The 17945-nt window shown below is 38.6% G+C and carries 16 protein-coding genes; 6 read left to right on the plus strand and 10 right to left on the minus strand.

Features of this window, described 5'->3' with window-relative positions; translation table 11 throughout:
* Positions 1 to 158 precede the first annotated feature (158 nt).
* The gene (locus AAC026_RS18610) at positions 159 to 986 is read left to right on the plus strand and encodes an ABC transporter substrate-binding protein (protein WP_339701287.1); all 828 of its coding nucleotides are present in this window, start codon (positions 159 to 161) and stop codon (positions 984 to 986) included.
* Positions 987 to 1014: 28 nt separating this feature from the next.
* Here the strand turns inward: AAC026_RS18610 and AAC026_RS18615 are convergent, their stop codons facing one another.
* From AAC026_RS18615 to AAC026_RS18625, 3 genes are all read right to left on the minus strand, one after another.
* Complete coding sequence (locus AAC026_RS18615; RefSeq protein ID WP_339701290.1) at positions 1015 to 1479, minus strand: MarR family transcriptional regulator; 465 nt, start codon at positions 1477 to 1479, stop codon at positions 1015 to 1017.
* A 186-nt stretch (positions 1480 to 1665) separates the two neighbouring features.
* The gene (locus tag AAC026_RS18620) at positions 1666 to 2220 is read right to left on the minus strand and encodes a carboxymuconolactone decarboxylase family protein (protein WP_339701293.1); all 555 of its coding nucleotides are present in this window, start codon (positions 2218 to 2220) and stop codon (positions 1666 to 1668) included.
* Positions 2221 to 2447: 227 nt separating this feature from the next.
* On the minus strand, positions 2448 to 3092 hold the full coding sequence (locus tag AAC026_RS18625) for a hypothetical protein (protein ID WP_339701296.1): 645 nt from the start codon (positions 3090 to 3092) through the stop codon (positions 2448 to 2450).
* A 262-nt stretch (positions 3093 to 3354) separates the two neighbouring features.
* On the opposite strand from AAC026_RS18625, the gene AAC026_RS18630 reads away from it, so the two are divergent.
* The 4 genes from AAC026_RS18630 (at position 3355) to AAC026_RS18645 (ending at position 6572) form a co-directional block, all read left to right on the plus strand.
* The gene (locus tag AAC026_RS18630; RefSeq protein WP_339701299.1) at positions 3355 to 3960 is read left to right on the plus strand and encodes a hypothetical protein; all 606 of its coding nucleotides are present in this window, start codon (positions 3355 to 3357) and stop codon (positions 3958 to 3960) included.
* Positions 3961 to 4034: 74 nt separating this feature from the next.
* Entirely contained in the window at positions 4035 to 5129 is a 1095-nt protein-coding gene (locus AAC026_RS18635; RefSeq protein ID WP_339701302.1) for a L,D-transpeptidase family protein, read from the plus strand.
* Complete coding sequence (locus tag AAC026_RS18640; protein WP_339701305.1) at positions 5129 to 5785, plus strand: L,D-transpeptidase; 657 nt, start codon at positions 5129 to 5131, stop codon at positions 5783 to 5785. The genes AAC026_RS18635 and AAC026_RS18640 overlap by 1 nt, the downstream gene beginning before the upstream one ends.
* 4 nt (positions 5786 to 5789) lie before the next feature.
* Positions 5790 to 6572, plus strand: a complete 783-nt coding sequence (locus AAC026_RS18645; RefSeq protein ID WP_339701308.1) for a hypothetical protein — start codon at positions 5790 to 5792, stop codon at positions 6570 to 6572.
* Between the two features lie 21 nt (positions 6573 to 6593).
* Here AAC026_RS18645 and AAC026_RS18650 read toward each other — a convergent pair whose 3' ends face one another.
* The 7 genes from AAC026_RS18650 to AAC026_RS18680 all read right to left on the minus strand — a co-directional run bounded on the left by AAC026_RS18650 (position 6594) and on the right by AAC026_RS18680 (position 15208).
* On the minus strand, positions 6594 to 7499 hold the full coding sequence (locus AAC026_RS18650; protein ID WP_339701311.1) for a hypothetical protein: 906 nt from the start codon (positions 7497 to 7499) through the stop codon (positions 6594 to 6596).
* 37 nt (positions 7500 to 7536) lie between these two features.
* The gene (locus tag AAC026_RS18655) at positions 7537 to 8778 is read right to left on the minus strand and encodes a sodium:proton antiporter (RefSeq protein WP_339701313.1); all 1242 of its coding nucleotides are present in this window, start codon (positions 8776 to 8778) and stop codon (positions 7537 to 7539) included.
* A gap of 86 nt (positions 8779 to 8864) precedes the next feature.
* Positions 8865 to 10517 carry a hypothetical protein gene (locus AAC026_RS18660; RefSeq protein WP_339701316.1) on the minus strand — a complete coding sequence of 551 codons (1653 nt, stop codon included), beginning with the start codon at positions 10515 to 10517 and terminating at the stop codon, positions 8865 to 8867.
* A gap of 303 nt (positions 10518 to 10820) precedes the next feature.
* Positions 10821 to 11150, minus strand: a complete 330-nt coding sequence (locus AAC026_RS18665; RefSeq protein ID WP_339701319.1) for a GIY-YIG nuclease family protein — start codon at positions 11148 to 11150, stop codon at positions 10821 to 10823.
* A 473-nt stretch (positions 11151 to 11623) separates the two neighbouring features.
* Entirely contained in the window at positions 11624 to 12979 is a 1356-nt protein-coding gene (locus AAC026_RS18670) for an ATP-binding protein (RefSeq protein ID WP_339701322.1), read from the minus strand.
* Positions 12980 to 13037: 58 nt separating this feature from the next.
* On the minus strand, positions 13038 to 13757 hold the full coding sequence (locus AAC026_RS18675; protein WP_339701325.1) for a DUF2071 domain-containing protein: 720 nt from the start codon (positions 13755 to 13757) through the stop codon (positions 13038 to 13040).
* A gap of 77 nt (positions 13758 to 13834) precedes the next feature.
* Positions 13835 to 15208 (minus strand): sigma-54 dependent transcriptional regulator, encoded by a 1374-nt coding sequence (locus tag AAC026_RS18680; protein WP_339701328.1) that lies wholly within the window; start codon positions 15206 to 15208, stop codon positions 13835 to 13837.
* A gap of 155 nt (positions 15209 to 15363) precedes the next feature.
* On the opposite strand from AAC026_RS18680, the gene AAC026_RS18685 reads away from it, so the two are divergent.
* Positions 15364 to 17787, plus strand: coding sequence for an FtsX-like permease family protein (locus tag AAC026_RS18685; protein WP_339701330.1), 2424 nt, complete (start codon positions 15364 to 15366; stop codon positions 17785 to 17787).
* Positions 17788 to 17945: the final 158 nt, after the last annotated feature.

The raw sequence follows: 17945 nt of genomic DNA on the forward strand, positions 1-17945 counted from the left end.
ATCCTTTCATTTATTTAATCCGCCTCTTAATCAGTAGTACGACATTCTTTCTACATTTTGGGCGTTTTTTTCTATGATTTTGGTGTTCTTTGCGCCTCAATTTTTTCGAAAGACTAATGGTTGAATTGAAAATAGGGGGAGTGCCAGAACATTTTAATATGCCTTGGCAACTATTGCTTTCTTCAGGAATACTTGAGAAATCTGGTATTAAACCACATTGGACAGATTATCATGGTGGCACAGGCCTTTTGGCGCAAGCATTACACGATGGCGATTTAGACATTGGGGTGCTACTTACCGAAGGCGCAGTTCAGGGAATTGATAAAGGAAAAACATTCAAAATCTTCAGTTTTTATGTCGATTCCTCTTTAACCTGGGGAATTCATGTGCCTGCAAATTCCGACTTCCAATCCGTTTCAGATATTGAAGGAAAGCGTTATGCCATTAGCCGCTTTGGTTCAGGTTCACATCTTATGGCCATTATTGACGCTAAGGCTAGAGGATGGTCTACAGAAAACATGAAGTTTGAAGTGATTGATAATCTGGCTGGTGCTCGAGAGTCGTTCCAATATGGCGATTCTGATATTTTCCTTTGGGAGAAGTTCACGACTAAATCTCTGGTAGACAGTGGAGAATTTAGAAGGGTAGGAGAGCGTAAAACACCTTTTAGTTGCTTTGTGATTTGTGTGTCGGACAAGGCCTTTGAAGAAAAGAAAGAAGCAGTATTGACAACTATAAACGCCTTATTTCAGCAAGTCAATCAATTTATTGCCAGTACAGATAAGGTGAAACGGATAAGTGAATTTTATCATTTAAAGCCCGAAGATGTAGAAGCATGGCTCAAAGATGTAAACTGGACATCCCGTCCGCACCTTAACCAAGCAATGCTCCAAACGACAATCGATACTTTAGGAGTGCTCAACTTGGTGAGTGAAAACTTGAAGGTCGACCATTTGGTAGGCCCAATTGAAGAACTAGAGAAGTAGACATTGGTAGCTAATGGCATGTACTGATCTAAACCATTTTCTCTTTGGAGTGGAATCTCATTTTGTTCAAAAGCTTGTTCACTACTGTAGCTTCCGCTTCGGTAATATTGCACATAACATCATCAAGCTTAGCCATGTTTTGACCAATTTCACTTAAGAGCGCCTGACCCTTTTCATGAATAAATGCCTGAATCAATCTGCCATCATGCGGGCAAGGCCTTTTCCAAGCCAAACCTTTGTCGCATAACCTATCAATTAAGCGCGAAGTATCAGAATTACTGATGATCATTCGTTCTCTGATCTGCTTGGTACTTATGGGTTCAGGGTGTTGTTCACCCAAAATGGTCAATACATTGAATTGCTGTTGAGTGATGTCGTAATGCTTTAAAAACTCAGTGGTTAAATCGCTTAGCCAATAAGCTGAGTACAATAGGTTTGCTCGCAATTGCTCCTTGATGGTTTTCGTGTTCTGAGCGTTTGTTTGCGTATCCATTTTTAAAATATTGTCCGTTGGCTTACTAAATCAGACCTAATGTTATAACATTGACTGAGAAAATCAAAATTTGATAAAGTGTTTTAAGCTTAAAAGAATTAGCCATCCAACGTAAGGGGGTGTATCCCAATTGTCAGATGGCTATTGTTCAACAATTATCAACCTTATCTATAATTATTGCAGTAATTAGACTTCCGCAACTTCTTCAAGAGGTTTTGCTGCTGGGAAGTCGATGGCTATTTCTGTAACGTTATTTACATAGTTGGTTACAGTATTATCGGCTACCAAAAGCACCAAGTCCATAAGTGCAGCATTGTCAAAGCCCTGTGCAAAAAAGTTCTCAACGGCAAGGCTAGAAGGTCGTCCGTGTTTTAAAGTGACTTCTCTTACTAATGCAACAAGTGCATTTAAACGCTCATTTTCGCTTTTTCCAGCCCTTAAGTTCAGGGTTTCTTCTTCGCTAAAACCATTCATTTTTCCAATGGCAGTGTGTGCCGCTTGGCAATAAGAACATCCGTTGGCTTGAGCTACGGCAAGTGCTACCGCTTCTCTTTCCTTTGCGTTAAACGATCCCTTGGCTTGTGCGCCTTGGAAGGCCAAATATGAATCTAATGCATTTGCAGAATAACCTATTGTGGCATAAATGTTCGGGACCATTCCGATTTTCTGCTTAACTCCGTCAAAAATGGCTTGTGTTGCTGGGGCTACTTGTTCTCTTGTTGGTACTTCAAATTTTCTCATTGTATTGTTTGTTTTAATGTTTTTCAAATTCAAGTAGTCAACTAATGTTATAACATTGAAGTTCAAACATTGAAATAAAAATTCTTGAGTCTTTTCACTTGTGTTGTGTAACCATCTGATAATAAGAGATTAATGGATTGGTTATTTTTTGGATAAACTTTAGAAGGAAGAGCCTTCTCTCTATGGAGAATAGTTTTGAGAAGGAGAAAGAAATGATTTAAGCCCTGCTAGTCCTTACTTCCCAGCCAAGCGTGCCCTACTTTGAATGAATAATACTCGGTTACCTCACCGTCCTCTGACTTGCTGATCATTTTTCGATGTGGCTTTTTTAATCGCTTCTCAAAGGCTCTTTTCTCTGTCAAGTAATCTTCTTCATCATAGTAATCTTCAGGCTTACCTAGATCAGTACTACTTAAATGCATTTCGTCTAAACGACATTCCCAATTAAAACCAGCAGGAAGGCTTTTGATTTGAGGCTCAACTTGGTTCGAGTATTCTTGATCGGGCTTAAAGAATGTGCCGTCATAAAAATGAAGGAAATCACCAATAGCACATACTACCTGAGAGTTGGCAAAGTAAGGATCAATAAGCCAGATTTTGAGATAATAAGGTTCATGTAATGCATCCAACTGCTTTTTCCATTCAGTATAAATTTCAATCAAACCATTAAGGATTTTTTGACGGGTTTTTCCTTTAGGTTGAGGGTATTCGCTGTTTAGCATATTGTAGTCACAATAGGGGCTGACCCAAATTTTTGTATGGTCGCGCTGACTACTTTTTAAGGATTCGATATCGAGTTTAAGGTTCTCATTCTTCCAAGCCTCAATGTCCTTCCATATGCGATTGTGCCCTCTAAGTTTCTTAATTCTCATGCTTGATCTACTGCGGAGTACTTCCTTATTCTGTTAATAAAATTGAGCTGATAAGATAGTCAGACTTTTTTAGTACCCACTGAATGAAATTTGAAAATCTGCTCATATATGAAAATTTGAGTGATTTTGGCCTTTTTCATTCTGTTGAAAATATTTTTTCAACCGTGATGTTACTTTTTAAAAATGTTGCGTCTCATGATCAAAACTAAAACCATGTATGCCTTCGGGCAACAATCAACAATTAAAAAGAGAATAAACAATCATGAAAATTACAAACAAATTATTCGGTGCGTTAATCATTGGTATGGTAGGCATAACTTCTTGCGCAGATGTACCTCAAACTGAAATTGATGCTGCTACGGCTGCTATTGAAACTGCAAAAGTTGCTGGTGCCGAAGTGTATGTTACCGAGCAATACAATGCTTTAAATGACTCTATGGCTGTAGCTATGGCAAGTTTGGAAGAGCAGAAATCTAAATTTTTCAAAAAGTACACTAAAACTGTTGAGAAGTTAAACAAGGTAACTACAATGGCTAATGAGGTTTCTGCTAACACTGAAGCTACCAAAGAAGCTGTGAAAGCTGAAATTTTAGCTTCAATGGAAGAAGTTCAAACTTTGGTTGCTCAAGGTAGACAGTTAATTACTGAAGCTCCTAAAGGCAAAGAAGGAACAACAGCATTGGAAGCTATTAAAACTGAGTTAGATGTTGTTGAAGCTTCTATTACCGAGTCAAACACAATGTTTCAAAACGGTGAGTTGAAGCCTTCGTTAGCGAAAGTGAAAGTTGCCAAAGAAAAAGCAAGCACAATCAATACTGAATTAACTGAAGTGATCAGCAAGTATAAAGCTGCTCCTAGAAGAAAGTAATTTTAGTAGAACGATAAAGGCAAAATCCCCTGACGGTTGAAAGCCTAATGGGGATTTTCATTTTTTGAAAAGATATGAAAATCAAATGGCTAGCGATTGCGCTGCTTACTGTGCTAACTCTGATAGTATTACTATTTCCTTCCTTCATTTTTCCTCAGCCTCCGCTGGTTGAATTAACCGAGGCGCGAGAAAGACTTTCTGAAGCAGAAAAAAGCCAAGCGTCTGAATACGCACCAGATTTGTATAAAAAGGCAACTTCCTTTTATGATTCTGCCATGGTAGCATGGGCCAAAGAAAACGATCGTTTTTTCTTTCTGAAGGATTTTTCGATTACAAAACAACTTGCTGGTAAAGCATCGGAGACAGCAATTTTAGCCAAAAGTACCGCTCAAAACGTAAGCAAAAAAATATGGTCGAATTACAGCAAACGACTCGATTTAATTGATGACCAATTTGAGCGTTTCGACCTTAAGTATAAAAATATTCCACTGAACGAAAATGCAGTGAAACAACTAGCGCAAACTCGCTTGCTTTATCATGAAGTATCTGCTGCGTATGAAAATGAAAACGCGGCATACCTCAAAGAAAACCTCAGCACACTGGAAAATAATTTGACCCAACTTATTAGTCAAGCTGAAACTACTATGGCAGATTTTTTTAAAGATTATCCGCTATGGAAACAGTGGGCGGCCGCTGGAATTGAAAGGTCGCGTAAATCGAACGAAACGGTTTTCATCATAGATAAGATGGAAAGGCTTTGCTATGTATACGCCAAGGGTAAGTTGACACATACTTTCAATATGGAACTTGGTGCCAACTGGATGGGCGATAAGATGCTTTCAGGAGATAAAACCACCCCGGAAGGCGTGTATAAAGTGGTAAAGAAAAAGGGCAATGGGCAGACCAAATATTATAAAGCTTTACTGCTGAACTACCCAAACGCTGACGATCAGAAGCGCTTTAAAGAGAATAAAGCCAAAGGCATTATTCCTAAAAACGCAAGCATAGGCAATTTGATTGAAATTCATGGCGATGGCGGAAAGGGGTTGGACTGGACTGATGGCTGTGTCGCGCTGAACAATAACGATATGGACAAGCTTTTTGCTTTAGCCTCTGAAAATACACAAGTAATTATAGTGGGGGCGCTTAAACCGCTCCCAGCTAAATAATGGAGAAGAAAAGGAATATAAGGAAATGGGTAATACTCGGGAGCACTGTTGTGCTTCTGCTTTTAGTATTGGCGAAAATACAGACCATCATGATCAGTATCGCTGCTCAGGAAGATGTGGTAAAAGTAGATAAGGAAACCGAAGCCACTTTGCTGACTGACATGCAAAACCAATTGGCGGTTTTGGATAAAAAATTATCGGCCAATATTCCTAAAAACAACTACTTGGTAGTGAACAGCACGGTGAATGAATTCTATTTGTATAAGGGAACGAACCTGGTTAAGAGCGATATCTGCTCAACAGGTAGTTACATTCTCTTAAAGGGCAACGATAGCAAAAAGCAATGGATGTTTAAAACGCCAAAGGGCGAATTTAAAATACTGAATAAAACCAAAGACCCAGTATGGAAAAAACCCGACTGGGCTTTTGTTGAAGAAGGTTTACCTGTTCCTTCTCCAAACCATTCTTCTCGTTTTGAATACGGAGTTTTGGGAGATTACTCACTGAGCATTGGTGATGGTTACCTGATTCATGGTACACTTTATCAGCGCTTTTTAGGTTTGCCGGTAACGCATGGCTGTATTCGTTTAGATGACGCTAACCTCGAGTTGGTGTATAAGTCGCTGCCCATAGGTTCAAAGGTTTTTATTTTCTAATTGAATGGAAGAGCAAGAAAAAAGCCTGAACAAAGCGAAGAAGCCAATTTTCTTATACATCGCTTTAGCTATGCTATTGATGGTAATGGTTTTTGGGCTGGCCAAGTATGCCATGGCTCCTGTAAACAAGTTGGCAGAATGGAAACAGAATCAAGATACGGTAGCGGTTTATGATGAACCTAAATTGGATTCGATTCAACGTTTGATTGCTTATAGAAATGCTTTACTGAGTCTTTCAAAGAAGGATTCTATCCATTTAATCATCAATGTACCCGATAGTACCCTAGGCTTATTTATCAATGGCGTTGTGATTTACAACGTGAGAATGACCACAATGAAGCTTGACCCAATGCTCAGGAAACTATCTCAGGGTATGTACGTGCAAACATTTTCAAAGCCGCTGTCTGTAACGCTGTCTGAAGCCAGTATTATAAAGGAGCCAATTATTGAAAAGATAGCACCTAAAAATCCAGAAGAATTACTGACTTCGATAACTACGCCCGACACTTTGGTGCACCAACCGGTTTTCATCAAGCTCATCACCGAAAACGGAATCCACTTTCTTATTACACAAAATGAAGATATGACTTCAGTAGATAAAAAGGCCAACCGTAGTTTTTGGCGGGGTAGAAAAATGGAAAGAGCTAAGTCTTTTCTAAATGCGATGGTTAAATTTCAACCCTATGAATATCAGCCTTCCGTCATTATAGAAGCCAATGATAAAGCATTGACAGCCATATATAGGGCTTTACCCGAACAGCCTAAAGTGGTGGTGTATTATGAGTAGGGGATAAATTGGGTGTAGCGCTCACTTTGGCTTATTATAGATTACATTTTTCGGAATCTGTTCTTTTATTGTCCCTAATTCACTTTTAGATAATTCTGAGAGCGGCTTTCCAAATGTTTGTATTGACTTCTGATTTCTTAAATCCGTGTAAACCTCATTAATCAAATCAAGTAGTTCCACATAGGCGGCATAGGTCGACTGTTTCATGGCAGTTACTTCTATTGCTTTGTTGTCGATGTCATTGGATAGAAATTCATAGATGCTATTTTTAACTTCTTCCATGGAGCTTGTCGTATCTGATATAGTTAGCTCATCTTTATCGTTTAATTCAATTAAAAGCCGGTTCTTAATTTTGCTATAATCAGTGGTTGGTACTAACGAGCCAACAATTTCATAGCTTTTTGATATAACATAAAAGGCTAACAGGGAAGTAAGTTTATAGTATTGGAGGTCGAAATCCTTTGCTGTTAGATTCTCAGTGATGATTGATGCGATTTTGCTAAGGCTGATATCATTTCCAACTTCATTACTCATTTCTACAGAAAGTGCCATGTGCCTAGGTGTCAACTCTTCCATTTCCTGTTGCGAAAGAAGCACAAACGAACATGAACGTAAAATGCTCAAGTCGGTAGTTTCCATAGTTTTTAGTTGTAAATCGGTAATAAACTTCAAGTCGCCTTCTTTGGCTATTTGTTTGTAAACGGATAAATAGCTTAGACCCGAGCTGTCTTTTAGAAGTCCATTTTTGATAAAGTAGTTTTCCAGCTCTTGAAATTCTAATCTTAGTTGAGAAGCTGTGCTTTCGTCAAAATTGGAATTACAGAAAGCAACCCTATCTGCAAACATTTCAGGAATTTGCTGAGCAAACACTTGATTCAACGGAACGAGAATCGATAGGATCAATAAGCTTACAACTGATTTGCTCATAAGGAAAGTGAACTTATGGATTTCAGATTAGTGATTTTCACCCCTTCTTTAATACCCTTCTTACCAATGGCCCTAGGGTTAAACCTTGACCAATAATAGAGAAGACCACAATGATATAGGTAACTGTAAGAAAAAGCTCGCGCTCCATGTTGGGCTCTAATGAGAGTGCTAAAGCGATGGAGATTCCACCTCTAATTCCACCCCAAGTCATAATCAGATTGGTTTTTGGAATAAAATCTAGCTTCTTTTTAAATAGCGCCACTGGCCCCGACAAGGCTAAATACCTAGCAAGTAATGTAACAGGAATAGCGATTAAGCCGAAGGTAATGTACTCGCCATTGATAGTAATGATCAATAACTCTAGGCCAATTAGTACAAATAGGATTGCATTGAGCAAAACATCGAGCAGTTCCCAAAACTTATCTACATAGTTTTGAGTGGTTTCTGACCAAGCAATTTTAGGCGACTTATTTCCAATAAAAATACCAGCCACTACGACTGCTAAAGGCCCTGAAACGTGGATTAAATGTGCCAATGAGGAAAGTCCCATCACAAGGGCCAGGGTAATCATTACTTCGGTTTCGTAATGGTCAATCACTTTCATTAACTGAAAAACCAACCAGCCAGCTAACAAACCAAGGGCAATTCCGCCTACTACTTCTTCAAAGAAAAGCAAGCCTACTTCACTGGCTTCAATAGCACCTACTCCTTGTTGTGCAATTTTAAATATTACTAAAAAAATGACCACACCAACACCATCATTAAACAGTGATTCGCCAACAATTTTAGTCTCTAATTTTTTAGGCGCATTGGCGTCTTTCAGAATTCCTAAAACCGCAATAGGGTCGGTAGGAGAGATAAGCGCACCAAAAAGTAGGCAATAGATATAGTCGATTTGATGCCCTAAAGCCTGCACAATATAGTACATGAGCGTACCGACAATGAAAGTTGAAATCAATACACCCATGGTGGCAAATAGAGCAATTGGCATTCGTTGCTTCTTTAACCCATCAATTTTGGTGTGTAGGGCTCCAGCGAAAAGCAAAAAGCTCAGCATAATATCCAGCAAAGCCGTTTCAAAATCTATGGAGTCAATAATTAAATTGGCTTCTTCTAAAATGAAAGGGTTGAAACTACCTGCAATTGTAATGACCAGCGTAAAGCAAATGGCGATGATCATTAAGCCAATGGTAAATGGCAGTTTTAGAAATTTCGTATTGATAAAGGCAAAAGCAGCCGAAAGAACTGTGAGAATGGTAATAACGGTGAATATGCTCATTGACTTGGTTTGTGTTTTGTCTGTTATGGCAAAATAAAACCTTTAATCGAATTGTGTTCTATAACAAGGGGCAATAATCGAAATGATTATTCTGGCATGATGAGTTTGTAGACTGATTCAGGCAGTATGCTCAGTGCAAAACCTTCAATCAAACCACCAGCATAAAGTGTGAGGTGATCCTTGTATGGAGGGCGTTGAAAAACGTAATCAATTGGCTCTACAAACCCGTTTCTGTTTCCTCTGTTATTTTTTCTAGCAATAAGATTACCTAGGCCAGATTGCAACCATCGCACATTGTTTTTGCTGTCAGTTACTTTAAGTTTTAATCCCTGAAAATCGGAACGCATGGTTCCCCAATTCTTTAACTGATTTCCCCTCCCTTCAAAATCAAGCCTATTGATTCGGCCTTCGGCTAATTGTATTCTTGTTAGGTTTGCTATGAGCGGATTCAGGCTTGTAAATTCCATTGAGCCAATATAGCCCTTGTAAGTATGGTTTTTGGGGTCGTTTAAGGGGAGGTTGAACTCAATACTGAAAGGGCCATCTTGCATAAAGATACCCTTGAAATCTGCTTTTATAGTGTCTCTTTTTTCTGCTTCAGTATAAAGGTTAGAAATGGTAGCATTCAGTTTTGTTAGCATTAAATTACCTGGTTGCAACTCTTTGTCGCTGTATACTTTATAGTCAATACTGCTATTTTTTAAATACAGGCTATCAATTTCAACAGGGATTGGAAGGTTGAGAAAGGATTGGTGAAATAGCTCTTTATAGCGTGTTTCATCCAATGGAATACTCTTGTTTCTGGCCAGCTGCATATTTAGCTTTACCAGACTTAATGAGGTTCCCTTTATGGCCGAAAGGTCTTTCAATTCTTTAAAATGAGCAGATTTATAAATGAGCGTATCTAAGCTAATGTTGAAGATGGTCTTTCGGAATTTGCTCTCTAAGGTCATCTTATACGGGTCTCTTTTTGAGCTTATTTTCACTCCATTTACACGCAGTAGTTCTTCTTTGTAATTGAATTTTATACCATCAATGAGGTACTTATAGTCAGATTCTTTGGGGCTGAGAATGATTTCATTTAATGAAAAGGCTACCTGTTCTACCTTGGAGGTTTTTATAATGCTTTCTGTAGAATTCAGATCAATTTTCAACCCCTCCATTTTTACATTCATTTGGTTTCCTGAATAGAGTGTGTCTGCTAAATTTCGGTGAAAAACGAAAGAAGCATGTCCGTCCGTTAGATCGAAGTTTGCTACTCGAATACTGTCTATTGCATTCTTTTTAACTTCTTGGCTTTTAGGGCTATCACTTTGCGCAGCACTTGCTTTTTCAGGAATAAAGAAAAGTAACTCAGGTTTTTCTATGGCTACTTTATTGACATCTATTACGGAGCGAAAAAAAAGATCAGAAATGTTAATGTTAACTACTCTAAACGAATTGGTTTTGAAGAAAACTGCGGGATAGCGTATCATCATAAACCTATTTGAGGTGTCCGTTTCAAAGGCTACTTTTTCAAACTCTACATTGAAGCCATTCCATGATAGGGAGGTGTAGCTGTTTTCAAACGAAAGGGTATAAAAGTCCCCAAAAGTATCTTTGATTTCTTTTTTTAAGCGGTTGTTTATAATGTCTTTTAGGAAGAATGTAACGAAGATTGAGATCAGAAAAATGGCTGTCAACACGGATAGACCCGTAATCTTGAATATTCTCAGCCAAGTTTTTGATGGTTTTTCCATAGCAGATACACTTCTAAATTACACAAAGTGTTCCAGAATGTTTTTTTGGAAGCAATGAGTTTCTTTCTATTCTGAAAAAGAAGCTTATGGTATGACTTAGTTTTGAAGTTTTCGCTAATGATTTTGTTGATGTGGTAAGACAAGCTATTAAGTCATCCCGTAGGGATCTTTTTCAGGCTTCTATATTTCTACCATATCGTTATCGACTTTTCTTGTGTCTCTGATAAGGATGCTTACAGCATGACATAGCTTTGACACTTGCGTTAATGGTCGCCTAAGGAGGTAGGCAATTATTTAATGACGCTAACTCCTTCCCGTAACATCAGGCTCTGGAGGCCAAGGAGTTATTTCATCATTCAAAAAAAGCCATTCTGGGTTTATTGAGTTTATAAGTTCTTCTTTTTTAGCTCTTGTCCAGCTTTTAATTTCCTTCTCTCTTTCTATGGCACCTACAGCAGAATGATGAAACTCATAATAAAGTAAGCAATAACAGTAGTACCTACCAGCAAATGTTTTCTTGTTACCTCTATTGAGATAATGTTCAATGATTCTGTATTCCAAGTTGTTGGTTATGCCAGTATACAAAGAGCTTTTTAACGGGTTAGTTGTAATGTAGACATGAAAACCTTTCATGTTTGAAAATATGAAATTCAGAAACGAAAAGTGAGAATTAATCTGATTTTGGTTGCTCGAATGGACGGGTTCTTGTGTTTCGTGAAAAGATGCTTACAGCATGACTTAACTTTGAAATTTGTGCTAATGATTTTGCGGACGTGGTAAAGCTAGCTACTCAGTCATCCCGTAGAGGTCTTTTTCATTATTATAAATTGCTTGAATATTGTAAATTGTGTTCTGTGTGTTTCTGAAAAAGATGCTGGCAGCATGACTTAACTTTGAAATTTGTGCTAATGATTTTGCGGACGTGGTAAAGCTAGCTACTCAGTCATCCCGTAGAGGTCTTTTTCATTATTATAAATTGCTTGAATATTGTAAATTGCGTTCTGTGTGTTTCTGAAAAAGATGCTGGCAGCATGACTTAGCCTTGAAGTTTGTAAGATTAGAAGCAGCAGGGTCAGGTAAGTCTGTAAACTATGAAACTGTTAAACTCAATACTTAAACACCAAAAAGAAACTGGCGCCTTGGCCTGATTCTGATTTGACGGTTAAGTCGCCTTTGTGCTTTTTCATGATTTGCTTAGAGAGGCTTAGCCCAATTCCCGAACCCTGTTCTTTGGTAGAGAAGAAAGGAATGAAAATTTGATCAATCTTACTTTCGTCAATTCCCATTCCATTGTCCGTCACTTCAATTACTTTTTCCGACTCTCGAAAATAAGTCTTTAAAGTGATTCGTGGATTTTCAACACCCTTTAAAGCATGTTTTGCATTGGTGATCAGGTTGATTAGTACCTGTTCAATTAATTTTCTATCAATGGAAAGTTCGAAGGCGCTTTTGAGGTGGAGCTCCAATGTAATGTGTTCTTTCTGAAGCTCAGGTTTCATGAGCTGCGCCATGTTTTCTAATAATTGAATGGCATCTGTGCGCTCTTTGTCCAAGTTTTTCACGCGGGTGAGTTTGCGGTAATCGTCCACAAAATGGAGGAGGCCCTCACTTCGCCTTTGAATGGTTTCTAGGGAAAAGCGAATGTCGGCCAAATCTTCTTCAGAAATTTCATCAATGGATTTTTCAAGATTTTCACCTTTGTGAAGCATCATCTGCATGGTTTCCGTAAGCGAAGTAATAGGGGTAACCGAATTCATAATTTCGTGTGTAAGAATGCGGATAAGCTTATGCCAAGCTTCAATTTCCTTCTGTTCAATCTCCGACTTAATGTTCTGAAAAGTAATAATGGAATATCTGAAATTCAGAATTTTCAGTCGGGTAACATGGGCCGATATTTGAAGCTTATCATCTTTCACATTCAGTTCAACTAACTTTCTTTCGTTATCGTCCATTTCGGAGAACTCACGAGAAAATTGGGGAGAAAGCTGCTGCAGTTGCTTCCAGTAATTAGGTACGCCAACCCCTAAAAGATTTTGGGCGGTTTTATTCATGAGCTCAATTTGATGCTCCTCCTTTATGGCAATAATCCCCACGTTTACATTGTCAACAATTACTTTTAGAAACCTGAACTGGGCTTCTTTTTCTACAGAAACCTTCTTAAAAGCTTCTATAATTTCCACAAAAGCATCTTGTAATTCTTGAAAGGATTTGCCGTGCTTTTTCCCTTTGAATGAAATCGAAAAATCAGAATAGCGAATGGCCAAGAGAAGTTTTGCCAGTTCTCTGTTGGTAAAGGTGATAAAGCGTATCAACTCAGCCACCTGAATAATAACGATGGAAAGGAGTATGATTTGGTTGAAGAACAATTCAGTTTTGGCGAAAATAAAAGCCAAGCCCGTTAGCGTTAGCATCAGTAACGTAATCCGAACTATAACAAGAAGGCTGAATCGCTTTGAAACCATCTTTTTTAGTTAAGAGTGTATTGGTTATTAGTTAAGAGTGAATTGGTCATTGGTTCTTTTATTTGGAACATATTTCTTCTAAACCGATCCATTCGTGAGAGATATTCTTCATTAGTAGAGCATTGTCAAATTTTACTGACCCTTTCGGGAATACTTGTTCGTTGTCGAAAAAGCTAGATTCAACCTTTAGAACTTCAAGCGGTGTTACTTTCCAATTGGAAGTTATTAATTCTAATCCGTCAAATGTCTTTTTGGTATTAGGTGAATAGCCAACAGCACCTTGTTCAAAGAAAGAGGAGGCTTCATTGATGTTTTCGAATAAGCTATGGTCGCTCCATTTTTCCGTCTCTTTAGCCGATATTGAAAGCTTTGTTTGATCATTGCTTTCAAACGATACTTCATAATTACCATCTAATTCACTCACTTTAAAATCGGCCAAATGATGTTCGCCAGGAAAGAGAGTACCGCCTGCGAAAGCATTGAGTTTAGATGATGTATCTCTTCGAGGAATGTAGACTCCTTCTTTAGTGATTCCTTCTGACTCCCATTCTACTGCAATTCGGTGGGCTCCGTTTTCTGAGGAAATACCTATGCTTTTTGGGAGGCCTTTTGGTCTGATTTCCTTTAATCGAATCAAACAGATACCAGCTACACCTTTACCTTTTACTAATTTGGGTTTGAAAGGGTGAGGCAAGAAAGATTCAAGTACATCCTTATCAATTTGATAGTTAATAAGAATTCTTCGATCAATTACTCCTTGAATTACGGGTATTTTCATTCCTGATTTCTATTTTCTGATAACTGATAACTGATAACTTCTGCCTAATAACTAATCCCTCATAACCCTTAACTACCCTAAAGTCCATACTTCTGAAGTCTTCTATATAAAGCCAATCGGTCAATGCCAAGATCTTTAGCCGCACGGGTTACGTTTCCGTTGTTCTTGTCAAGTGCCTTTAAGATGAGACGTTTTTCCATTTCTGAAAGGTCTAGAATATCTTCCTCCAAACGTTTGTTACTGCGGTTGGGTTGAAGCACGAAATCATCAGCGGTAAGCTTATGGTCATCGGCCAAAATGATGGCACGCTCTATCGCATGTTGCAATTCGCGAATATTTCCAGGCCAATGATATTTCTTCAGTTTGGCAATAGTGTTATGGTCAATTCGCATTTTCGGCTTTTGGTATTTCTTGCCATAGAGTTGAATAAAATGCCGTACGAGTAAAGTAATATCCTCAGTTCTTTCGGCCAATGCAGGCATTCTCAGCTCCACGGTATTGATTCTGTAGAGCAAATCTTGGCGAAAAGTGCCTTCTTTTACCATTTCGTATAAAGGCATATTGGTAGCGCAAACTAAGCGAATGTCTACAGAAATTTCTTTGCCCGAACCTACTCGACTTACTTTTCTCTGCTGCAAAACAGTGAGGAGTTTGGCTTGTAGGGGAAGAGAGAGGTTGCCAATTTCGTCCAAAAAAAGTGTGCCGCCAGAAGCCAGTTCAAACCTACCGGGTTTATCTTCCTTTGCATCTGTAAAGGCGCCTCGAACATGGCCAAAGAGCTCGCTTTCAAAAAGATTTTCGCTGATAGAGCCCAAATCAACATTGATAAAAACCTTGTCCTTTCGCTCAGATTGGCGGTGTAAGGCACGAGCAGCCAACTCTTTCCCTGTTCCGTTTTCACCTAAAATCAAAACATTGGCATCGGTAGGGCCTACCTTTTCTATAAGTGAGAAGACCTTTTTAATGGGTAAGGATTCTCCGATGAAGTTTTCGAATTTTTGATCTATTTCACTTGAAAGTGTTTTTTGAGTACTCTTGAGTCGGTCTACTTCTAGCTTGCTTTGTCTTAGTTGTAATGCAGATTGAATGGTGCCGAAGAGCTTTTCGTTTTTCCATGGTTTTGGCAGAAAGTCGGTAGCACCCGCCTTTACAGCTTTTACGGCCAAGTCAAACTCACCATAGGCTGTAATCAGTATCACAATTGCATTTGGGTCGATGGTCAGAATTCGGTTGAGCCACTTTAAACCTTCTTCGCCCTCATTGTCTCCTTTTTTAAAGTTCATATCGAGCAACACCACATCAAAAGCTTCACGTTCTAAGTGATCGGGAATTTGCTCTGGGTCATTTTCAATTTGAACCAAGGTGAACTGCTGTTTCAAATACATTCGTGCTGTGTTAAGCACATCAATATCATCGTCAACCACTAATATTTTTGCTTCTGTCTTACTCATTGAAATACTGTATCAAAACCAAACAGTTAAATGTATTGAAAACAAACGATATATTACATGTGTATTTTTCATTTTTGTTGTAAGTATCAGTAAATCAACTACATATATGTTTGGCATTGCAATTGGTATGGCTGAGGAGTCATATAGGTCAAATTATGCTCAAAAACTACATCACTACCGCTTTCAGAAATCTAGTTAGAAACAAGACTTACACAGTTATTAATGTGTTTGGTTTGGCGCTTGGAATTAGCGCAGCCATTGTTCTTTTCAAAATTGTACTATTCGAAAAGAGTTTCGATCAGTATCAAACCAATTATGATCGTCTTTACCGATTTACTAAACGTACCGAAAGTGTCAATCAAGTAGACTTAGAAGCTGGAATCCAAAATCCGTTTACCCTAGCTTTTAAAACTGACTATCCAGATTTGGGATTACCCGTCCGCACTTTTGGAATTGGAGAAAACCAGTTGACCATAACAAATGCCATTGGTGAACTGCAGCATTTTGAGCAAAAGAAAGGAATTGCTTTTGCCGACAAGGAGTACTTCAAGCTTTTTGATTATGAATTTGAGTTGGGTAATCCAGAAACCGCATTGGAGAAACCAAGTTCAGCAGTTATTTCGGTCTCCTTAGTTGAGAAGCTATTTGGCATAGCCGATGGAGGGTATGACAGAGTGATTGGAAAGGAAATTCGGATCAATGATAAGTTCGATGTTTTTGTAACGGGAGTGATAAAAGACCCTCCTGTGAATAGTTCTCTACCTTTTTTCTTTTTGATTGAATATGAAACCATCAAAGAAATATTCGATTTCTATCAACCTGATTCATGGAATTCGACCTCTTCTAATGCAAACGTTTACTTACTAAGAGGCGAAGGAGTAGAAGAAAGCCAAATCAGAACTGCTTTGGTTGATATGGTGAAAAAGTACATTCCTGAGGATAAGAATAATACATCTTACGGATTACAAGCATTAGGAGACGTTCACTTTCAGCCCGAATATAATACCTATGAAGACGCAGCGGTGTCTTCCGATTTCCTTACCATTCCAATTGCCATTGGCTTTTTTCTCATCCTTACGGCTTGTATCAATTTTGTAAACCTATCGACAGCCTTGGCCATAAAGCGATCTAAAGAAGTGGGTATTCGCAAGGTTTTGGGAGGAAGAAAAGAGCAGCTGATGCAGCAGTTTCTTGGCGAAACGTTTTTTATCACCATTATTTCAGTTTTGATCTCACTGGGTGCTGCTGAACTAATTCTGAAAAATATGGAGCAATTTGTTGGCTATAACTTATCGCTCAATTTGCTTCAAGACCCTCAGCTTATTATGATTTTGCTAGGGATTACAGTTGGAGTTACATTAATGGCTGGCTTATATCCTTCGCTAATTTTGGCAAAGCTGGCCCCTGTAATGGCTTTGAAGAGCAAAGGCCAATCGGCACTTTCGGGTAATGTAAATACGCGTAGGGGGTTGGTGGTTTTTCAGTTTGTTATTTCTCAGCTATTGGTGGTGTGTACACTTGTGGTTATCTCTCAAATGCAATTTTTTGAGCAAAAGGATTTAGGTTTTAGAAAAACCTCGATTGTTACTTTTCCTCTACCTACCAACGACAGTGAAAAATTAACTCCGCTCAAAAACGAACTTTCTGGTTTTGCAGGAATAGAAAAAATCAGTTTCAATTTTGCCAGCCCTCTTTCTGATAATAGTATAGGTTCAAACTTTGGTTATGCCCCTTTAGAAATGGAAGGTTCATACGATGCGGCCTATAAGGTGGTAGATGAGAATTATCTGGATTTATACGGTTTAGAACTCTTGGCCGGACGGAACTTTAGGCCTACGGATACTCTAGATGTAGCAATTATAACTCAGGAAGTATTAAGGCTAATGCAAATGGAAGACCCAAATGAAGCGATAGGTAAAGAGATTTTAAGTGGGTTTGCCGGAAAAAAACGAGTGATTGGTGTGATAAAGGATTTCCATACCAAATCACTTAAAGAGAAAATTGAGCCAGTAATTTTTGTGAGTTTTCAAGGCTATTTTTATGAAGGTGCTATTCGTTTTGAAGGAACCGATAAGCAAATGGGAAGTGTGATTGCTGCTCTTGAGAATGCCTGGACAAAGCAATATCCAAATGTGCTATTCGATTACTCTCTCTTTTCGGAGAGCATAATGGAAAACTATGAAGAGGAGGCGAACATGATGAACCTCTTTCAGATTTTCTCTGGCATTGCTATTCTCATTGGCTGTTTAGGTCTGTATGGTTTGGTGGCCTTTTTAGCTAGTCAAAAAACAAAGGAAATAGGAATTAGAAAGGTTTTGGGAGCTTCAATAGGTCAAATCTTGCAAATCTTTTCGAGAGAACTTTTGGTGCTGATTGTGATTGCTTTCGTAATCGCTGCACCGTTTGCCTATCACATTATGGACTATTGGCTTTCTGATTTTGAATACCGCATTAATATGAATGTGTGGGTGTTTGTTATTGCTGTTGGGTTTACGCTTTTGGTAGCAGGTTTCACAACAGGTTTCCGCTCCATCAGAGCAGCACAAGCCAATCCTGTGGATTCATTGAGAAGTGAGTAAGGGAAATAGTTGATCGGTCCCGAAATATCGGGAAGGAAGCAGGGAAAAAGTTGATCAGAAAACTGGGAGTCAGGGAACTCAATTCTCTGAAAAAAACTCAGCCATAACTGATAACTGATAACTGATAACTGATAACTGATAACTGATAACTGATAACT

Origin of the sequence: uncultured Roseivirga sp. (genome assembly GCF_963973945.1) — a bacterium.
Lineage (GTDB): Bacteria > Bacteroidota > Bacteroidia > Cytophagales > Cyclobacteriaceae > Roseivirga.